This window comes from Pedobacter sp. GW460-11-11-14-TSB4, assembly GCF_059423705.1.
In genome coordinates, this window is the sequence record NZ_JBWKYI010000011.1 from 1 (window position 1) to 17,998 (window position 17,998).

10 protein-coding genes are annotated in these 17,998 nt (G+C 37.2%); 5 read left to right on the top strand and 5 right to left on the bottom strand.

Annotation, left to right across the window (positions count from 1 at the left end):
* Window positions 1-342 precede the first annotated feature (342 nt).
* Both nadB and AC07YT_RS12695 read left to right on the top strand, forming a co-directional pair.
* The gene (nadB, locus tag AC07YT_RS12690; protein ID WP_086549465.1) at window positions 343-1,929 is read left to right on the top strand and encodes an L-aspartate oxidase; all 1,587 of its coding nucleotides are present in this window, start codon (window positions 343-345) and stop codon (window positions 1,927-1,929) included.
* A 100-nt stretch (window positions 1,930-2,029) separates the two neighbouring features.
* Window positions 2,030-2,542, top strand: a complete 513-nt coding sequence (locus AC07YT_RS12695; protein ID WP_086548475.1) for a gamma carbonic anhydrase family protein — start codon at window positions 2,030-2,032, stop codon at window positions 2,540-2,542.
* A 97-nt stretch (window positions 2,543-2,639) separates the two neighbouring features.
* Here the strand turns inward: AC07YT_RS12695 and AC07YT_RS12700 are convergent, their stop codons facing one another.
* The 5 genes from AC07YT_RS12700 to AC07YT_RS12720 form a co-directional block, all read right to left on the bottom strand.
* Window positions 2,640-4,283, bottom strand: a complete 1,644-nt coding sequence (locus AC07YT_RS12700) for an Ig-like domain-containing protein (RefSeq protein WP_086548476.1) — start codon at window positions 4,281-4,283, stop codon at window positions 2,640-2,642.
* Between the two features lie 121 nt (window positions 4,284-4,404).
* Window positions 4,405-6,267: a tRNA uridine-5-carboxymethylaminomethyl(34) synthesis enzyme MnmG gene (mnmG, locus tag AC07YT_RS12705; RefSeq protein WP_086548477.1), complete on the bottom strand. Its 1,863-nt coding sequence runs from the start codon at window positions 6,265-6,267 to the stop codon at window positions 4,405-4,407.
* Window positions 6,268-6,414: 147 nt separating this feature from the next.
* Complete coding sequence (locus tag AC07YT_RS12710; protein WP_086548478.1) at window positions 6,415-8,277, bottom strand: ABC-F family ATP-binding cassette domain-containing protein; 1,863 nt, start codon at window positions 8,275-8,277, stop codon at window positions 6,415-6,417.
* A 638-nt stretch (window positions 8,278-8,915) separates the two neighbouring features.
* A complete protein-coding gene (gene ybeY, locus AC07YT_RS12715; protein ID WP_086548479.1) occupies window positions 8,916-9,353 on the bottom strand; it encodes an rRNA maturation RNase YbeY in 438 nt (145 codons plus the stop codon).
* 181 nt (window positions 9,354-9,534) lie between these two features.
* Window positions 9,535-12,852: a DUF4175 family protein gene (locus AC07YT_RS12720; protein WP_086548480.1), complete on the bottom strand. Its 3,318-nt coding sequence runs from the start codon at window positions 12,850-12,852 to the stop codon at window positions 9,535-9,537.
* A 309-nt stretch (window positions 12,853-13,161) separates the two neighbouring features.
* Between AC07YT_RS12720 and AC07YT_RS12725 the strand changes: the two genes are divergently transcribed.
* The 3 genes from AC07YT_RS12725 (at window position 13,162) to AC07YT_RS12735 (ending at window position 17,996) form a co-directional block, all read left to right on the top strand.
* The gene (locus AC07YT_RS12725; protein ID WP_086548481.1) at window positions 13,162-13,710 is read left to right on the top strand and encodes a sigma-70 family RNA polymerase sigma factor; all 549 of its coding nucleotides are present in this window, start codon (window positions 13,162-13,164) and stop codon (window positions 13,708-13,710) included.
* A gap of 99 nt (window positions 13,711-13,809) precedes the next feature.
* Entirely contained in the window at window positions 13,810-14,868 is a 1,059-nt protein-coding gene (locus tag AC07YT_RS12730; protein ID WP_086548482.1) for a FecR family protein, read from the top strand.
* Between the two features lie 41 nt (window positions 14,869-14,909).
* Window positions 14,910-17,996, top strand: a complete 3,087-nt coding sequence (locus AC07YT_RS12735) for a SusC/RagA family TonB-linked outer membrane protein (protein ID WP_086548483.1) — start codon at window positions 14,910-14,912, stop codon at window positions 17,994-17,996.
* Window positions 17,997-17,998 lie beyond the last annotated feature (2 nt).

Sequence of the window (17,998 nt, forward strand, 5' to 3'; positions counted from 1 at the left end):
GTGTTAGTATTGTTGACAAGTTTCAAAAAAAAGTTCTTTTATATAAGTTGTTAATCGTTTACTAACATTTAGATTACATTTCTATAATATCATGAGTTTGATTTTCAGCACTATCGAAAAGTTGCCTAATTTTTATCAATACCCGAATGTTAATTGTTTATAAGTGGGTAAAAAGTTAATTACTTGTACAAAGGTGCTCAAAAATTACTTAAAAGATTGTGGCAAATTGTCTTTTTAGAGTAGCTTTAAACATTCAAATTTATTTGTTAGGATAATTTAGACACAGAGTTAACATTTATCAACTAGTTGTTAACATCGTGGATAAAGTAAATGTTTTTATTAATGAGGAAAGTAGATTTTCTGGTAATTGGTTCAGGTATAGCGGGTTTGAGTTTCGCGCTTAAAGCGGCAAAGTTTGGTAAGGTTTTAATTGTTACTAAATCGAACGAAGACGAATCGAATACAAAATACGCTCAGGGCGGTGTTGCAGTTGTGGTAGATAAAGGTGATTCTTTTGAGAAACATATTGATGATACCTTGATTGCCGGCGATGGATTATGTGATGAAAAAATTGTGGAAATCGTTGTAAAAGAGGGGCCTCAGCGTATTCAGGAGATCATTGATTATGGTATAAACTTCGATAAAGATAACGCTGGTTTCTATGATTTAGCTAAGGAGGGAGGACACTCTGAACACCGTGTTTTACACTATAAAGATATCACCGGATACGAGATTGAACGGGTGTTGCTAAATGAAATTCATGAGAATAACAACATAGAGATATTAACACATTACTTCGCACTGGAGTTAATTACCCAGCATCACCTGGGTGAGTTTGTGGATAAACGTACCGAAGATATTAACTGTTACGGCATATATGCCTTTAACACAGAGCTTAACGATGTGGAAAAGATTGTGGCAAATGTGACTGTGATGGCTTCGGGTGGTGCCGGACATGTGTATTCGGCCACAACAAATCCGGTTATTGCAACAGGTGATGGGATGGCAATGGTTTATCGTGCAAAAGGAAAAGTGAGAAATATGGAGTTTATTCAGTTCCATCCAACAGCCTTATACCATCCCGGAGAGTATCCATCCTTCTTAATTTCGGAAGCAGTTAGGGGTTTTGGTGGCGTTTTAAGGCGTAAAAATGGTGAAGAGTTTATGCATGAATATGATGAGCGTAAATCGTTAGCACCACGTGATATTGTAGCCCGTGCGGTAGATAATGAAATGAAGAAATCGGGTGATGACTTTGTTTACCTGGATATTACGATGCGTAAGAAAGCAGATATTCTGAAACACTTTCCTAATATATATGCCAAGTGTTTATCAATAGGGATAGATATGACGAAAGATTATATCCCGGTTACCCCTGCATCTCATTATATGTGTGGTGGTATTCTGGTTGACGAATATGGTCGTTCTTCGATTAAAAATTTATATGCCTGTGGAGAGTGTTCTTCAACTGGCCTACATGGTGCTAATCGTTTGGCATCCAATTCTTTACTGGAAGCTACCGTTTTTGCACACCGCATTTATCAGGATGCCATAGAAAACTTTAAAAATAATGTCATCCCCGAGAACATTCCTGAATGGGATTCGAAAGGTGTTACGCAAAGCAACGAAGATGTATTGGTAACACATAACCTTAGGGAGCTACAAAAAATAATGGGCGATTATGTAGGTATTGTACGTTCTGATTTTCGTTTGGAGCGGGCACATCGCCGCTTGTTTTTAATCTATCAGGAAACAGAAGAATTTTATAAAAAGAATAAGGTTTCGGTTAAACTTTGCGAATTGCGTAATGTAATTCAAACTGCTTATCTGGTGATTAAATCTGCAATGCAACGGAAAGAGAGCAGGGGACTACATTATACTACTGATTATCCTGAGCATGCAAAAGAATTAGTAGATACCGTTTTTTAATGTAGAATCGTCATGCTGAATTTAGTTCAGCATCTAAATATCACATATACAATACTTAAAAAGACCCTGAAATAAATTCAGGGTGACGTAAAATAATGTTATGCCTTTAATATTACCCGTAAAAAATAAATACCCTGAAATAGGAAAAGATAATTTTATTGCTGAAAACGCCACCATTGTTGGTGATGTAATAATCGGTGATAAATGTTCAGTGTGGTTTAATGCCGTGATTAGAGGCGATGTAAATGCCATTACAATCGGAAATGAATCGAACATACAAGACGGTGCTGTAATTCATGCTACCTATTTAAAAGCATCTACACACATCGGTAACCGGGTATCTGTAGGGCATAATGCAATAGTACATGGTTGTACCGTCCAGGATAATGTTTTAATCGGTATGGGTGCAATTGTAATGGATCATGCGGTGATAGAGGAGTATTGTATCATTGCAGCGGGATCTGTAGTGCTAGAGAATACTGTTTGCGAAAAAGGTTATTTATACGCGGGTACACCAGCTAAAAAAATAAAGCCCATTACTGAGGAGCAAAGGGCTTTATTGAATAAATTGCCTGATAATTATATCATGTATTCGGGTTGGTTTACCCAATAGTTTCCGTCATTTCGACTGAAGTGAAACGGAATGGAGAAATCTGTTTCGAGATAGATCTCTCCGTTCCACTGTGTTCCAGTCGAGATGACGACTTTTTTTATTTAGTTGGTGGCGCAGGTATCGCCAATGGATCTTCGCGTTCCCAATTCGGTTTTAAATCCATTAAAGCTTTTAAATACCAGACTTTTTCGGGCTGGTATCCTTCCTTTACATTTCCGGTATCCCATATTCCGTTTTTATTTTCATCATAAATTACCCTGAGCATATATTTGCCAGCCGGATATTTAGAAAAAGTAACTTTCGAATTTTTGCTTACCGGAAAAGATTTTATAATGTCCTTTTTTTCATTTAAAAACTGTACAACATATCTTTTCGAAGTATCCGGAACAGTTACATTTAATACCAGGGTGGTATAAGCATCCGCGCTTTCTAATGAAAAACGTTTGGTTACATCTTTGTTTTTAGCGTTAAATATAGCTGTAAAGGCACCTGCAGCTAATTTTAAATCATAAGTTCTTTTATTTTTCCAGGGGTATTTGATGTAATATTTAAGAAAATCTACACTGTCTTTTACCACCTCAAAAGTTGTTCGTTTTACAGAATCTTCTAAAAGCGTGATTTTAGATGGATCTGCAGCAGTCATCGGAAAAGGAAAGGTTAGGGTCAACTGCTGAAAAGGATTTAGTTTACCACCGGATAAATTATCAGAAATCGCTACATCGCGTGTATAAGTATCTTTTTTACCCCTGGTAAAGTTTAAAGTCTGTAAAACCTTACCCTGATCTTGTATGGCAACTTTAACCGAATCGAAACTTAAATCCTTTAGCCAGATTTTGGCAGTATCATTATTTTTTGAAAAATGGACAAACTTGCCTACATCTACAGCTGGCGGGTCTGTAATGGTTATTTTAGGACTTTTAAGCTGCTGATTTAAGCTGATTGATATACTTCCATCATTATTTAATTTTCGGTCTAATACGCGGAATTCTGGTGCTAACTCTTTAAATATTTGCAGGTCTATATTCTCAATATTTTTATCTATTACAATCGGTTCTTTTATAAATCCAACTTCATCCGAAAGCTGCTGGTATATTTTGTCGCCTCCCCCGCTACTTTCTTTAACCGCATATACTTTATAGGTGCCTTTCCTTAAGTTATTCAATTTGTACGTTCCTGCACTGTCAGTGGTCGTGTAAATTGAAGGACGTTTTTTCCCGAAAATAGTATCTCTTTCCAAAGGCAAAATAAATACGGTAACTTCTTTCTCGGGTTCATCGGTTAACGAATTAATTACTTTACCACTTAATGATAGCGAATCTATTTCGGGTCCGGTGGAAAAAACATAGGATAAATTTTTAACAACATTTCCTTCGTTCACATCGGCAACAGATTTTCCGAAGTTTAAAGTATAAGTTGTATTTTTTTCTAAAGTATCTTTGAGATTAATTTCTAATCTCTTTTGTCTTTTTTTTAGTTCGGGAAGTTTTTCCTGATCGGGAGAAATGGAAAATTCTTTAAACTCATCCTTAAGGTTAAAATATTCATCAAACTCGATTACTATTTTTTTAGCATTAAAATTCCTTGTTTGATTTTTTGGAGTCATGCTTAAAACTTTTGGTGGCTTGGTATCTTTTGGTCCGCCCTGAGGCGTTTGGATACTTGCACAACCAAAAAATAGGAGTATGGTTACCACAACCGCTAAATTTTTAAGGTTAAAATACTGAGCTTTTAAATTTGGCATATTTTAAACGTTCTGACGAATTTTTATACTTTTTGGAACCGTAACATTAAAAAATCTTTTTTTTAGCTTATATCGCTTTATTTTAAGTCTGTTTTAAAATAGTTAAAGTGTTGATAATCAATTACTTATTGATATAAACCATTAAAACCGATATATCTGAAGGTGAAACGCCTGAAATTCGTGAAGCCTGACCTAAAGTACGTGGTTTGATCTTAAATAATTTTTCACGAGCTTCTTTTGAAATGGAAACAATTTTATTGTAATCGAAATCTGGTTTAATTTCTTTGTCTTCCATCTTCAACATCTTGGCTACAATCTCATTTTCCTTCTCAAAATAACTTTCATATTTAATTTTGATTTCTGCCTGCTCAATCGTTTCGTTGTCTAAATCTTTGGTAGCTTCAGCAAGAGGTTTGCTTACCTTAATTAAATCGGGTAATCCAACATGAGGTCTTCCAACGAGACTGTGTATTTTTACATTTTGATTTAAAACACTCGATCCTAAACTTTCAAGCATTGGATTGGCATCGCTCATTTCGATTCCCTGGTTTCTGGTGAACTTAACCAAAGCATCAGCATTTGCAATTTTCTGATTTACCTTTTCTAAACGCTCGTCAGAAATTAAACCCAACTCATGTCCGATAGGAGATAGGCGGATATCGGCATTATCTTGTCTCAATAATAAACGGTGTTCGGCTCTGGAGGTAAACATGCGATAAGGTTCTTCCGTTCCTTTAGTTACCAGGTCATCAATTAAAACACCAATATAACTGTCAGATCTTTTCATGATCAGTTCGTGTTTATCCGTGATTTTTTGATGTGCATTTATGCCGGCCATGAAACCTTGACAAGCCGCTTCTTCGTATCCTGTAGTTCCGTTAATTTGTCCTGCTAAAAATAAATTGCTGATCAATTTAGTTTCTAATGTTAAAGACAATTGGGTAGGTGGGAAGAAATCGTACTCGATGGCATAGCCCGGCCTGAACATTTTTGCCTGCTCAAAACCTGGTATTAATCTCAAGGCTTTAAATTGTACATCTTCGGGAAGTGAAGTTGAAAATCCATTTACATAAATTTCGCAAGTGTTCCATCCTTCAGGTTCAACAAAAATCTGGTGTCTGTCACGTTCCGCAAAACGATTAATTTTATCTTCGATAGATGGGCAGTACCTCGGGCCCAAACCTTTAATTCTTCCGGTAAACATGGGCGATTTTTCGAAGCCTTCTTTTAAAGTTTCGTGAACATCCCCATTGGTATAAGTGATCCAGCAACAACGTTGATCGGTAGAAACTTCAGTATCTGTGTAGGAGAATTTACCTGGGTTTTCATCTCCCCATTGTTCTTCCATTTTGGTATAATCTAAACTTCTTCCATCCACACGTGGGGGAGTACCAGTTTTCATACGGCCTGCTTCCATACCCAATTCTACCAGCTGTTCGGTAATTCCGGTTGAAGCTCTTTCTGCGGTTCTACCACCTCCAAATTTCTTTTCTCCGATGTGCATTACGCCATTTAGAAATGTACCGTTAGTCAGGACTACTGCTGTACTTTCTATCTCGATACCTAAAGAAGTTTTAACGCCGTATACCGTATTATCTTTTACTAATAGGCCTACCACGCTATCCTGCCATATGTCAAGATTAGATGTTCTTTCTAATGCTAAACGCCACTCTTCAGCAAAACGCATTCTATCAATTTGTGCTCTTGGGCTCCACATAGCAGGACCCTTTGATTTATTGAGCATTCTAAACTGAATGGTCGATTTATCAGAGATGATGCCTGAGTATCCGCCCATTGCATCCACCTCGCGAACAATCTGTCCTTTAGCTACACCACCCATGGCAGGGTTACAACTCATCTGGGCGATGGTGCCCATATTCATTGTGATTAATAAAACAGATGACCCTAAATTGGCAGCGGCAGCAGCAGCTTCACAGCCTGCGTGACCAGCACCAACAACAATCAAATCGTATTTTGAAAACATTTTATTTTATATTTCTTTAATTGTTCCACGTGAAACAATTGGTTTTTATCTTAATATTACGAGATGCTGATTTTATTTTCAGCATGACGATTTGTTGATGTTCCACGTGAAACATAACGCGGAAAACATCTTAGAATTGCGCTTTCGTTATTCTGATAGTTCAAGCCAACGCATGGTGAATTCGTCGAGCTTTACCTGAAGCGATTCTATTTCTGCTGAAACTTCTTGAATTTTCACATAGTCGGTCGCGTCAATTTTAACAAGACTTTCGTTAAGCGAAGCTATTTTATTTTCCATTTCTGCGATGCCTTTTTCGCTATCTTCTAATTCTTTTTGTTCTTTGAAACTCAATTTTTTTGCTGCTTTCACTGGTGCTTGTTCTACAACAGGAGCAGGGCTTTTCTTGGTTTCAGTTTTAACTTTTGGTTGTTCTAAACTCAAACGATATTCGGAATAATTACCATTGTAAATTTTAACGACGCCTTCACCCTCCATGATAAATAGCTGATCACTCATTTTATCGAGTAGGTATCTGTCGTGTGAAACCAACATTAAAATGCCTGGGAAATTCTCTAAAAATTCTTCAAGAACATTTAAGGTGTCGATGTCAAGATCGTTGGTGGGCTCATCCAAAATCAAAAAATTTGGATTTTGCATCAACACCTTCATCAGGTTCAAACGCTTCTTTTCACCACCGCTTAATTTCTCTACCATGCCATGTTGCTTCTTAGGCGGGAAAAGAAATAAGGTTAATAGGGCAGAAGCAGTAATCACTGAGCCGTCGGCCATCTTGATATATTCGGCATCAGACTTTACAATATCAATTACTCTTTCCTTCGGATCGAAAGTTAAACCACCCTGTTTATAGTAGCCAAATACGGTTGTTTCTCCAGTATCAACTTTACCATTGTCCGGTTTCAATTGACTGGTAATAATATTCAGCAGGGTAGATTTTCCTGTTCCGTTTTTTCCGGCCAGGCCAATACGATCGCCTTTTTTAAAGGTGTAACTAAAATCATTGATGATCGGACGCCCGTCAAATGCTTTTTGAACATGTTCCAGCTCAATAATCTTCCCGCCTTGACGAGACATCTTCATTTGGAGGTTAATACTCTGATTATCAGTCTTTTTCTTGGTTTTTTCCTCTAAATCGTAAAAAGCATTAATTCTAGCGTTAGATTTCGTCGCTCGGGCTTGTGGCATACGCCTCATCCACTCTAATTCTTTCTTCAATAGCTGTTGGTTCTTATGTAAAACCGTCGCGTCTAAAGCCTCCCTTTCGCTTTTCTTTTCTAAGAAGTAAGCATAATTTCCGTTATAGTTAAATATTTTTCCCCTGTCTAACTCTACAATGGTATTGCAAACATTATCTAAAAAGTACCTGTCGTGGGTAACGAGTAATATTGTTTTTTGTCCGGTAGTTAATAATTTCTCCAGCCATTCAATTGTGTCAATATCCAAGTGGTTGGTTGGCTCATCAAGCACCAAAATTTCAGGATCCTCAATTAAGAGTTTAGCCAAAGCCAAACGTTTCTTTTGTCCACCAGATAACGTTGATATTTTCTGCTGAAGATGAGTAATGCCCATTCTGTTTAAAATGGTCTTGATCTCATGTTCATATTCCCAGGCGTTATGCTCACTTAATTCTTCATATAAACGGTTAAGTGTTTTCTCATCCGGGTTTGGATCTTCAATTAACTCCTCATATTCCTTAATCAATTGTTGTTGTTTATTCTCCAGCGAGAATATGTGGTCGCTAATAGAAAAACCCTCCGTAAATTGAGGCTCCTGGTCGAGGAAACCGATTTTAACAGCTTTATTTTTTACAATTTTACCTTCGAGCGGAGGGAACCTTTCTGCCAATAATTTCAAAAGTGTACTCTTACCTGCACCATTAATTCCAACCAACGCCACGCGCTGACCAGAGTTAATACCCAAGGTTAAATTTTTAAATAGCCATTCGTCATGATAACCATGCCCTAAGCCTTCTGCCGCAATTAGTGTGCTCAATTTTTTTGTATTTCGGATTTATAAAGGAAAATTAGTGCAAAAGTAAGTATAAAATATTTGGAACGGCATAATCAAATTGTAAAGCAATCTGTATCAGGCTAAAAATGGCCTGTTATTGATGATTTATCTATCTGGAAAGTATGGATTTATATCGCATGCGGTTGTATATAAAAGAAAACAGCGGTCGGACTCGCTCCACCGCTGCTTCAATCATTAACTAAAACTAAACTTTATCTTGTATGATGACTAGAAAACAGGTTTAACAACCTCAACTCTTCATCTTTTTATTGTTGCTTTTTAATATAAGACTGCAACAGGCCATAAAAGTTGCAGCGGTTTTTGATGTATTATACCAGTATAGCCTAATAGTCGACGAACGCCCGTAACTTTTAGACGAACGCCATAAAAAAATAGGGAAGGAAATAATTGTTTTTTAGTTTGTATTAGTCATCGTCACCCTGAACTTATTTCAGGGGCTTGATCGTATGAACGATGCTGACCACCTAGTAGCTACAAGACAATTGAAAATACTACTTCTACTTGTAAAACAAGTTCAGCATAAAGATCGTATTAGAAAAAATGGAAAAAAGAGAAATTAAATCAACCCCAGAGTGGCACCAAGTAGAAGAAATAATAATTTAAACTAAGCCGGCTTCAGCTCTGTAACCCAAATACTCATCTTCTTTTTGCGTCATGAGGGTTTTGGCTACTTTTCCTTTGTCTTTGTAACCCAATAAATGAAGGGTTCCATGGATCATAATGCGGCAAACCTCATCAAATTCCGATGTTTTAAAGGTTTTGGCGTTTTCTTTAACACGCTCAATGCTGATAAAAATATCGCTTACAATCTGTTTTTCTTCTTCAGAATTATCGAAAGTAATGATATCTGTGTAGGTATCGTGGTTTAAATATTGTTGGTTAATGCCCAACAGGTATTCGTCGCTACAGAAGATAAAATTAAGCTCCTGCAATTTAAAACCTTCTTTTTCGATGGTTGCTTTAATCCATTTCTTCACCTTAAGTTTCTGAGGAAGATTATAGCTAACTGATTCTGTGAAAAAGGATATTGCAGGCATATTGTGGTGTTTATGGCTGCAAATTTAAGAAATATTCCGACAGTCGTCATGCTGAACTTGTTTCAGCATCTTTTGGACAAAGACCCTGAAATAAATTACCTCCGGTGAGCTCGCTTAAAGCTCGGGTTACTCCGTAGCTTTCCGCTGCGCTACAGGTCAGGGTGACGCGCAACTCCTAACATTATCGAACCATATTCAACGATTTTAAATACTCAGCAATCTTATTTTTATAGTAGTAATTTAAACTTGGCGGCAGTTTCTGCAACATATCGTTGCCGTTTTGTTGTTGTTTTTTATACTGATCGACCATTTTTTGATAAGATGGCGGAAACTCTTTGGCAGCTTTACTTTCACGTTTGGAATCCTCTTCCTGGTCGCGTTCTGCTTTTTCGGCTTCTAGTAGTTTGGTTAATAGTTCTTTCTGTCTGTTTAAGGTTTCCTGCTGTAAACGTTTGTTAACCAGATCGCTCTCGGTTTGTTTCATTTCTTTAATGGCTTCGTTTAGGTTGCCCATTTTACCTGTACCATCTTTATTTTCTTCACGGTTTATTTTTTCTAAAGCCTGACGGATCATTTGCTGCTGCTGAGCCATTTTACCAAACTCCTGGCTCATTTGTCCTTTCCCTACCGTGCCTTGATTGCCGCCCTGTTTTTGCATCTGTTCGCGGGCTTTCTGCATGCTTTTATTCAGTTGATCCTGCAGCTGCGAAAGCTGTTTCATCCCTTGTTTTTGTTTCTTTCCACTGCCGCCCTTACCGTTTTTCTGCATATTTTGCAGCTGACTTAAGGCCTCGCTCAACATCAGGGTTAAATTATTGATAGAAGTCATGGTAAACTGCTGGAAACGATTGGCTTCGGGAGTTCTTCTATCGCCCAAACTTTCTAAACTTTTATCCAGGTTGAAATTAATCTTGTTCATTTCCTCATTTACCGTCGATTCTATCTGTGGAACCCTTTTGCTTAAACTGTACAAGCTATCGGCAATGGTTTTAAGGTTATCTTTAATGCTACGTTGTTTCTGGACATTACTGGTATAGGATGGATCGGCAGCAGTCATTTTCTTTAAGGCAAGCATAACTTTTTCCTGATCGAAAGAGGTGGTTAACAAGTTTTCCAGTAACTGGCGTAACTCTTTAGCGTTTAAGTTATTTTCCATCTCTTCGCCCTGCTGCTGCATATCGCTCATTTTTTTAGATAATTTCTCCATTTGCTCAGCCGCTTTTTGCTGTTTCTGGCTTGCATTTTTCGAATCCTTTTTATCTAAAGCATCTTTACTGTCTTGCTGTTCTTTTTGTATATCCTGAACATCTTTCTCAGGATTTTCGAAGGGATTTGGCCTTTCAAGCGATTGATTTTTTTCTTCCAGTTTTTTCAAATCGTCTTTCAGATCTTTCATCTCTTTGTTAAGCGCGTCCTGTTTTTGCTTTAACGATTCGTTATCCTGCTTTTTATCTTTGGTTTGCTCAGCAAGTTCCTTTTGTTCTTTAGCCAGCTCATTTAAACGGTCGATATCTGTTTGAAGATTTTGTTCAAATTCTAACTGTTTGTAAAGCTCTAAAATCCGGTCGAGTTCATTTTTGAGGGTTTTATTGTCCAATTGCATCTTCGAAAGTTCGTTTTGCGTTTGGTCTTTATTTTTCTCATTCATCAGGTTTTGCAGCTTTTTCAAAAGTTCTTTTGTTTTCTCATCCAGCACATTATCAAACAGATCCTTAATCTGTTTCTGTTTTTCTAAAAGCTCTTCCGTTTGCTTTTGGTCTTCCTGTTGCTGAATATTTTTATCGTTCTGCTCTTTAATTTCCTTAACGGCCTCATCAAGTTGCTTTTGTTTGTCTAAAAGGGCTTCAATCTGTTTTTTATCTTCGAAAGAAATCTGTTTTTTATCGATGAGGCTTTCGGCCACTTTTTTACTTTCTTTTTCGATGGTATTGGCTAAACGTATGGCCGACTGCATTTTTTGTTTTAATGCCTGGTTACTGGCGTTGACCTGTTCGGCGGTTTCTTTTTTGGTGGGTTGTTTAAAGGTTTTAATTTCCGATCGGGTAATTTTTGCACCATTTACACCATCATTATCGGCTACTTCAAAATAATATTCAATTTCCTGACCCGGCCTGGCTGATGCTGTTTTTAAATCCCAGAAATAGAAAAAGCTATTTTCGGTCGCATTGCCTTTAATGGCAATATTTTTGGTAACCGTACCGACAATGCGGTTATTTTCTTTGATATTGTATTTAAAACTTAAGCGGCTAAAACCGTAATCATCCGTTACTTGTCCGCTAAAATATAAGGCTTTATTACTAACTGAATCGGGCTTTTCTTCTACGATAATCCCCGGAGCCTGATCTTTAACTACCGTGATTTGGTGTGAAAGCGAATCTCTGATGGTAACGTATTGATTTTTAGGGGTAATACTGTATTTTGAATTGTTCCGGATGGTGGCATTAAAGGCTGATTCATTATCCTCAACTTTTAAAATATTTTCGGTTCCATTTAAAACAAACAGAAGGGAACTGCTTTGTCCGGTTTTAAAATTCCAGGTCACTTTGGTGCCTTCGGGCAGGAGCATATCGCCAACATTGGCAATCAACTCTTGTTTTTTGCCCAGGTAAGCGGGGTAATTTAAAGTTGCGGTTGCATTGAGTAGCTCGGGGCGTGGTTTAACGGAAACTGTAAACACCGCTGAACTAAAGCCGCCACCTTTAAAAATCAGTTTTTTATCGCTCTGTATATTTTTGATGCTGTAATGAAACTTCGTGATGTTCTCTTTTTCAAGTTTATAGGTGTTTTTTCCGTCTTCCACATAAATTTCGGCAGGGAGTTCGTCGCCTGTCAGTTTTACGTTTAAGGTTAAATCATCGCCTTGTGTAACCGTTAAGCTTTTATTTAAAACCGTAAAACTAAATGGAGCTTTAGGTGCTATGTACTCATCGTACTTAAAGAAACTGTACGTGCCCTCGCGTAAAATAGTCGGCGCAATAATGGCAATAAGCAGAATGATTGAAAGGGGAATAAAAAGATATTTTAAATATTTCCGGTTATCGTTAATGCTAACGGCGGTGTAAAAGGGGACAGGTTTAAGCTCAAGGATCTTTTGATCGATACTGGCGAGAATAAGGTGGTTGTTTTCAGGATGATTTTCGGATAAATGATGAAGTTGTAAGGTATTCAATAATTTATCCTTAATATCGGTAAAGTGATTTCCAATGATAACCGATGCTTCATCGAAGGTAAGGTGTTTGCCCAGTTTGAGCATGGAAAGCAAGGGTTTGATGATTAAAAAGCCAACCAGTAGAATACCAATGAGGAGATAGGCAAAAAATACAAAGGTTTTAAAACCAGCAGTTGGATTGAGGTAATACAGGCTCAGGAAAACCAGGAGATACAACCCTAAAAGTATGGCTGCAGCATAAATACTGCCACGCAAAATTTTATTCAGGTAAAATTTGCGGATAAACTCATCTATCTTCCGTAATAAATCACTGTAGTTATTGCTCACCATATCACCGTAAATGTAAAAATAGTTCTAATCAATTGAAAGAAATCTGATATTAGGATAACGTGTTTATTACAAATTGGTTATCAATTTTAATTATTTGCAGGTTTTTAATCGAAATTCTTATAAAATGATGAAAAAGGTAAAAATAAGACAAACGTTTGATTAGTAATGAGAAGCTATTTTTTTTATTAAAATGCGTGAAAAACTTAACAATGGGTTGATTCTTATTTAATGAAAAAATATCTTTGGCCTATCATCCGCTCCGAATAACTAGTAAAATCACCCTTTATATTTTCTCAGGAATCCCTATTAATGGACTATGTTGTTGATTTAGCGTCGGGTTGCTTACAAACTTTTCAAACAGTTTACCGTTTGTTCAACCAAAAACTTTACGCTTATGTACTGAAAAAAACAGGTTCAGTTTACATGGCCGAAGAGGTGGTGCAGCTTACTTTTATCAAACTTTGGGAAAAGAGAGAAAATCTTTCCATGGAGTATAGCTTATCGGCACAGATTTTCCGCATTGCGGGTACGATCCTTATCGATCAGCTTAGAAAGGAGGCGGTTGGCAAAAAACATTTGACTTTAGTAGAAAATGATTATGCTTTGCGGACAGAAGTTGATCAGCCAGAAGTGCATCATGCATTGGAGCAGGCGATCGAACAAATGGCACCCGTTAGAAAAAAAGTATTCAAATTAAGTAAGGTAGAGGGTTATTCTTATAAAGAAATTGCAGAAATGCTTTCTATTTCTCCTAAAACGGTCGAAAATCACATATCACAGGCATTAAAACAGCTAAGAGCTGCATTTTCTTCTATTATTTCTTTGGCCATCATCATGTCGGCCATTATTAATAAATAATTATTGCCTTTTTTGGCCAAAAAACTGCTTTTTTCAGAAATTATATAAAATAATTTCAGCCCTATAGGGGTAAAGTGCTTTCAAAAACGTAATGTAGTTATGCAAATCAACCAAAAGCTTGTTGAGAAGTTTTTTGCCGGCCAATGTACTGCCGAGGAAGCCCGCATGGTAAGTAAATTTTTAGCTGACGGAGACAACCGCGAAATTTATTTAAACAGCGAGGAATGGGAGCATTTTGAACCGAAAGAAAAAGTTGATGGCGAAGTATCAGACCGGATTTATGTAAATGTATTAGATCATATCCACGATACTAAAGAAATGAAGAGAAGCCGGTTGCGTTATTTAGCTTATGCCGCCTCGATCGCATTGATTGCTACTATCGGATTGGTGGTTTATAAATTTAACAGTAATCAGGTTTCTACCTCTAATGTTGCTGCTTTAACTAAAGCGAGGGTACCTGCAAGGGTTGCTAAGTTTGTGACCAATACCTCTCAGGTAAAACAGACGCACACGCTTCCGGATGGAACTATTGTTGAACTAGATCCAAACAGTGAGGTGAGTTATTTTCCGTTTGATCAGGGAAAAAGAGATGTGGTTTTAATCGGACAGGCACTATTCAGGGTGCATAAAGATAAGACCAAACCTTTTACAGTTTTTGCCAATAACCTGGCTACTACTGCTTTAGGTACGGTTTTTAAAATAACCGCCTTTAAAAAAGGGCTTTACACTAAAGTGAGATTAATTGAAGGAAAGGTGGTGGTTAAGGCTCAACATAAATTGCTGGCGGCAGGAGTTAAAACAGTGTATTTATTACCGGGAAAAGTATTTACGGTGAATATGCAAACCTATGCTGCAAATGTGAAAGAGGTTAATATCCTGCCAGCTAAGAAACTGGAAATTTTAGATCAGAATAAGGCTATTGTTACCGAAAACGCCATTATTTTCGATAACGAATCTCTAGCCGGCGTTTTTGATGCACTTGAAACGAAATTGAACATTAAAATAAAATATTCTGCAGGTCAGTTAAACAAAAAAGTATTTACAGGACAATATGAATTCGGACGCGATGACATTGACTCTTTCTTAAATATGCTTTGTTCGCTCAATAACCTGACCCCAGAAAAAACAGAGGTGGGATATAACATAAAGAAGAAGTAAATAAAAACCCTAAACACAACTAGACCAAACTAACTAACTTCATGATTAAAATTTTTACTAAAAGGAACGTTCCAAAACGTGTCTTACTGCTACTGCTTTGCCTTTATCTTGGGCTAAGCGCCTATGCACAAACGCCATCTGTTAAAGGGGTTATTAAAGACGCAAAAGAAACCATTGTAGGTGCAACTGTTATCGCTCAAAATGTGCAAACAGGGATTAAAACAACAACCTCATCAGATAAGAACGGCGTATTTAGCTTTCCAAGACTAGCGGCAGGGCCATACAAGTTCACCATCAATTTTATTGGTTACGAAACAAAAACAGTTACCGGTGAGGTAAGGGATGGTGGTACTTTTTCGCTTTCGGTAGTTTTAAAAGAAAGTTCGACTAGTTTGGATAAAGATGTTATTGTAACTGGCACGGGTATTACAAGAAATAAAAACAGTTTTACAGGTGTAACTGCAACGTTTTCTGGAGAAACCTTAAAAAGTATTGGGAATAATAACATTATTCAAAGTTTAAGAACCCTTGACCCGTCTTTTATTTTGATGGAGAACAATTTGGCTGGAGCTAATCCAAATGTTTTGCCTGTTATTGAAGTGAGGGGTAAAACAAGTGTTCCAACAGCCACATTGAAAGATCAATTTGGTACAGATCCTAACCAACCCTTATTTATTTTAGATGGATTTGAAACGACACTCCAGAACATTGTGGATTTGGATATGAACAGAGTTGCTTCAGTAACTATTCTAAAGGATGCTGCTTCAACAGCATTGTATGGGGCCCGGGCATCAAATGGAGTTGTTGTTGTTGAAACTATTCGTCCAAAGGCTGGCCAACTTCAGTTTACTTATTCTAATGATTTTAGAGTAGAGAGCCCGGATCTTTCGGGTTACAATATGATGAATGCAGCTGAAAAACTACAATTTGAAAAGCTTGCTGGCCGATATAATTATTTCGTTTCAAATGCAACGTATCAGCAGATCGGTTTAGATCAAATTTATAATAACCATCTCGCCGCGGTAAAAAGAGGGGTTGATACTTATTGGCTAAATGAACCTGTACAGACTGGGATAACGGAAAATAATTCCATTTACGCACAAGGAGGAGACCAGGCTTTTACTTACGGGGTGGGGTTAAACTATAAAACGCAAAGCGGCGCAATGAAAGGTTCTGGCAGAGATACCTGGAGTGGAAATATAAACTTAACCTATAGAAAAGGAAAGTTTAATATTAATAATATCCTATACGTTCGAGGTTATAGTTCAACAGATTCACCATATGGATCATTCTCTAATTTTGTAAATGCTAATCCATATTATATTAAAGATCCTTCGCAAAGATATTTGGAGGTTAGCAATACCTCTACTTATAGCGAGCTAAAAGTTAGAAACCCTTTGTATGATGCATCGTTACCGAATACCAGTACAGCTGAAAACCTAGAAGTTCAGAATAACTTTCAATTAAACTACGATATCAGTTCAGATTTGCAGATTAGAGGTGGGCTACAACTGGTTAAGGGGTCGGTAACTGCTGTTAGTTTTCTTGCACCAGAAAATAGTGTGTTTGAAGAAGTGGGGGCTTTACAAAGGGGAAAATACACAAATTCTAAAACAGATAATTTTTCCTATCAGGGCAATATGCTTTTAACATATGGAAAAGTATTTGGTGGAAAGCATTCTGTTACAGCGAATGCAAGGGCAGAAATAAACAATCGTGATTTTAGGGCTGTGGGCTTTGTTGCAGAAGGTTTTCCTGAAGGAAGTACAGGCAACCCAAGGTTTGCTTATAGCTATCAATCCAATGCTGCCCCAACCGCATCTTCTAGTGTATACCGTACTGCCAATGCAACGCTATCTGCAAATTACGCCTACGATATGCGGTATTTGTTTGATTTTTCCTATCGCTTGGATGGTTCTACGGCTTTTGGTAAAAACAAGCAGTTTTCTCCGTATTGGTCGAGTGGAATAGGATGGAATTTAAACCGGGAGCATTTTTTTGCTAATACACGTTGGATAAACAGGCTTAAGTTATATGCAAATATCGGCGTAACCGGTAATCAGAATTATGGGAATATTACATCAGTTTCTGTTTATAATTTTAATAGTTCAACCAATTACAATCAGTTTGGTCAAGGTGTAAGTTTGGCTACGCTTGGTAATCCTGATCTTAAACCACAAAAAACTACCCAGATTAGTGCTGGTTTGGATTATTCATTATTTAACGACCGGTTATTTGGTTATGTTTCAGTCTATAATAAACGTACAGATCCACTGGTGGTAGCAGTTGATTTACCATCTTCAACGGGTGTATTTAATTATCCTTTAAATGTGGGGATTTTAAATAATAAGGGAATGGAGTTTAAATTAAACTATGCACCTATATACAATATCGAAAAAAGAATAGTTTGGGTTGTTGGTGCATCTGGAAATCTAAACAAAAGCAAATATGATGGCTTTGGAAATGCATTAAGATCACTGAACAAGCAACAGGAAAACAATAAAACTTTGTTGCGCTTTACAGATGGTTATAGTCCGGATGATATTTGGGCAGCAAAGTCTCTGGGTATAGATCCTGCAACTGGTAGAGAGATGTTTTTAAGAAATGATGGACAATATACGTTTGACTATAGTTTAGGAAGTGTTCAGGCCGTTGGCAACACGAACCCGGTAATTGAAGGGATTTTCACAAGTACTTTTTCATTTAAGGGATTTAATCTGGGTGTATACCTCAGATATCGTTTAGGTGGAGATATTTTCAATACTGCACTTTACAATAAAGTGGAAAATATTACATATACCAATATTGCCTCAAATCAGGATAAACGGGCACTTTATGATCGCTGGCAGAAACCTGGTGATGTAGCGCAGTTTAAAGGGATTTCGCAAACAGCAACAACACCAATGTCGTCCCGTTTTGTGCAAAAAGAAAATACCATTAGTGGAGAATCGATCAGTATGGGTTATACGTTTGACAGATCGGCTTGGTTAAAGAAGTTTGGTATGAGATCGCTAAATCTTTCAGCGCTCACTAACGATATTTTCAGGATTTCTTCAGTTAAGAGAGAACGCGGTATCGATTATCCTTTCGCCAATACAGTTTCATTTACTTTAAGAGTATCGTTTTAATC

Bases quoted from the DNA above. Each gene is read 5' to 3' on its own strand.
- nadB (WP_086549465.1), top strand. From the start codon at position 343: ATGAGGAAAGTAGATTTTCTGGTAATTGGTTCAGGTATAGCGGGTTTG.
- ybeY (WP_086548479.1), bottom strand. From the start codon at position 9,353: ATGCCTGCAATATCCTTTTTCACAGAATCAGTTAGCTATAATCTTCCT.
- AC07YT_RS12730 (WP_086548482.1), top strand. From the start codon at position 13,810: ATGCAAATCAACCAAAAGCTTGTTGAGAAGTTTTTTGCCGGCCAATGT.
- AC07YT_RS12735 (WP_086548483.1), top strand. From the start codon at position 14,910: ATGATTAAAATTTTTACTAAAAGGAACGTTCCAAAACGTGTCTTACTG.
- mnmG (WP_086548477.1), bottom strand. From the start codon at position 6,267: ATGTTTTCAAAATACGATTTGATTGTTGTTGGTGCTGGTCACGCAGGC.
- AC07YT_RS12695 (WP_086548475.1), top strand. From the start codon at position 2,030: ATGCCTTTAATATTACCCGTAAAAAATAAATACCCTGAAATAGGAAAA.
- AC07YT_RS12700 (WP_086548476.1), bottom strand. From the start codon at position 4,283: ATGCCAAATTTAAAAGCTCAGTATTTTAACCTTAAAAATTTAGCGGTT.
- AC07YT_RS12720 (WP_086548480.1), bottom strand. From the start codon at position 12,852: ATGGTGAGCAATAACTACAGTGATTTATTACGGAAGATAGATGAGTTT.
- AC07YT_RS12725 (WP_086548481.1), top strand. From the start codon at position 13,162: ATGGACTATGTTGTTGATTTAGCGTCGGGTTGCTTACAAACTTTTCAA.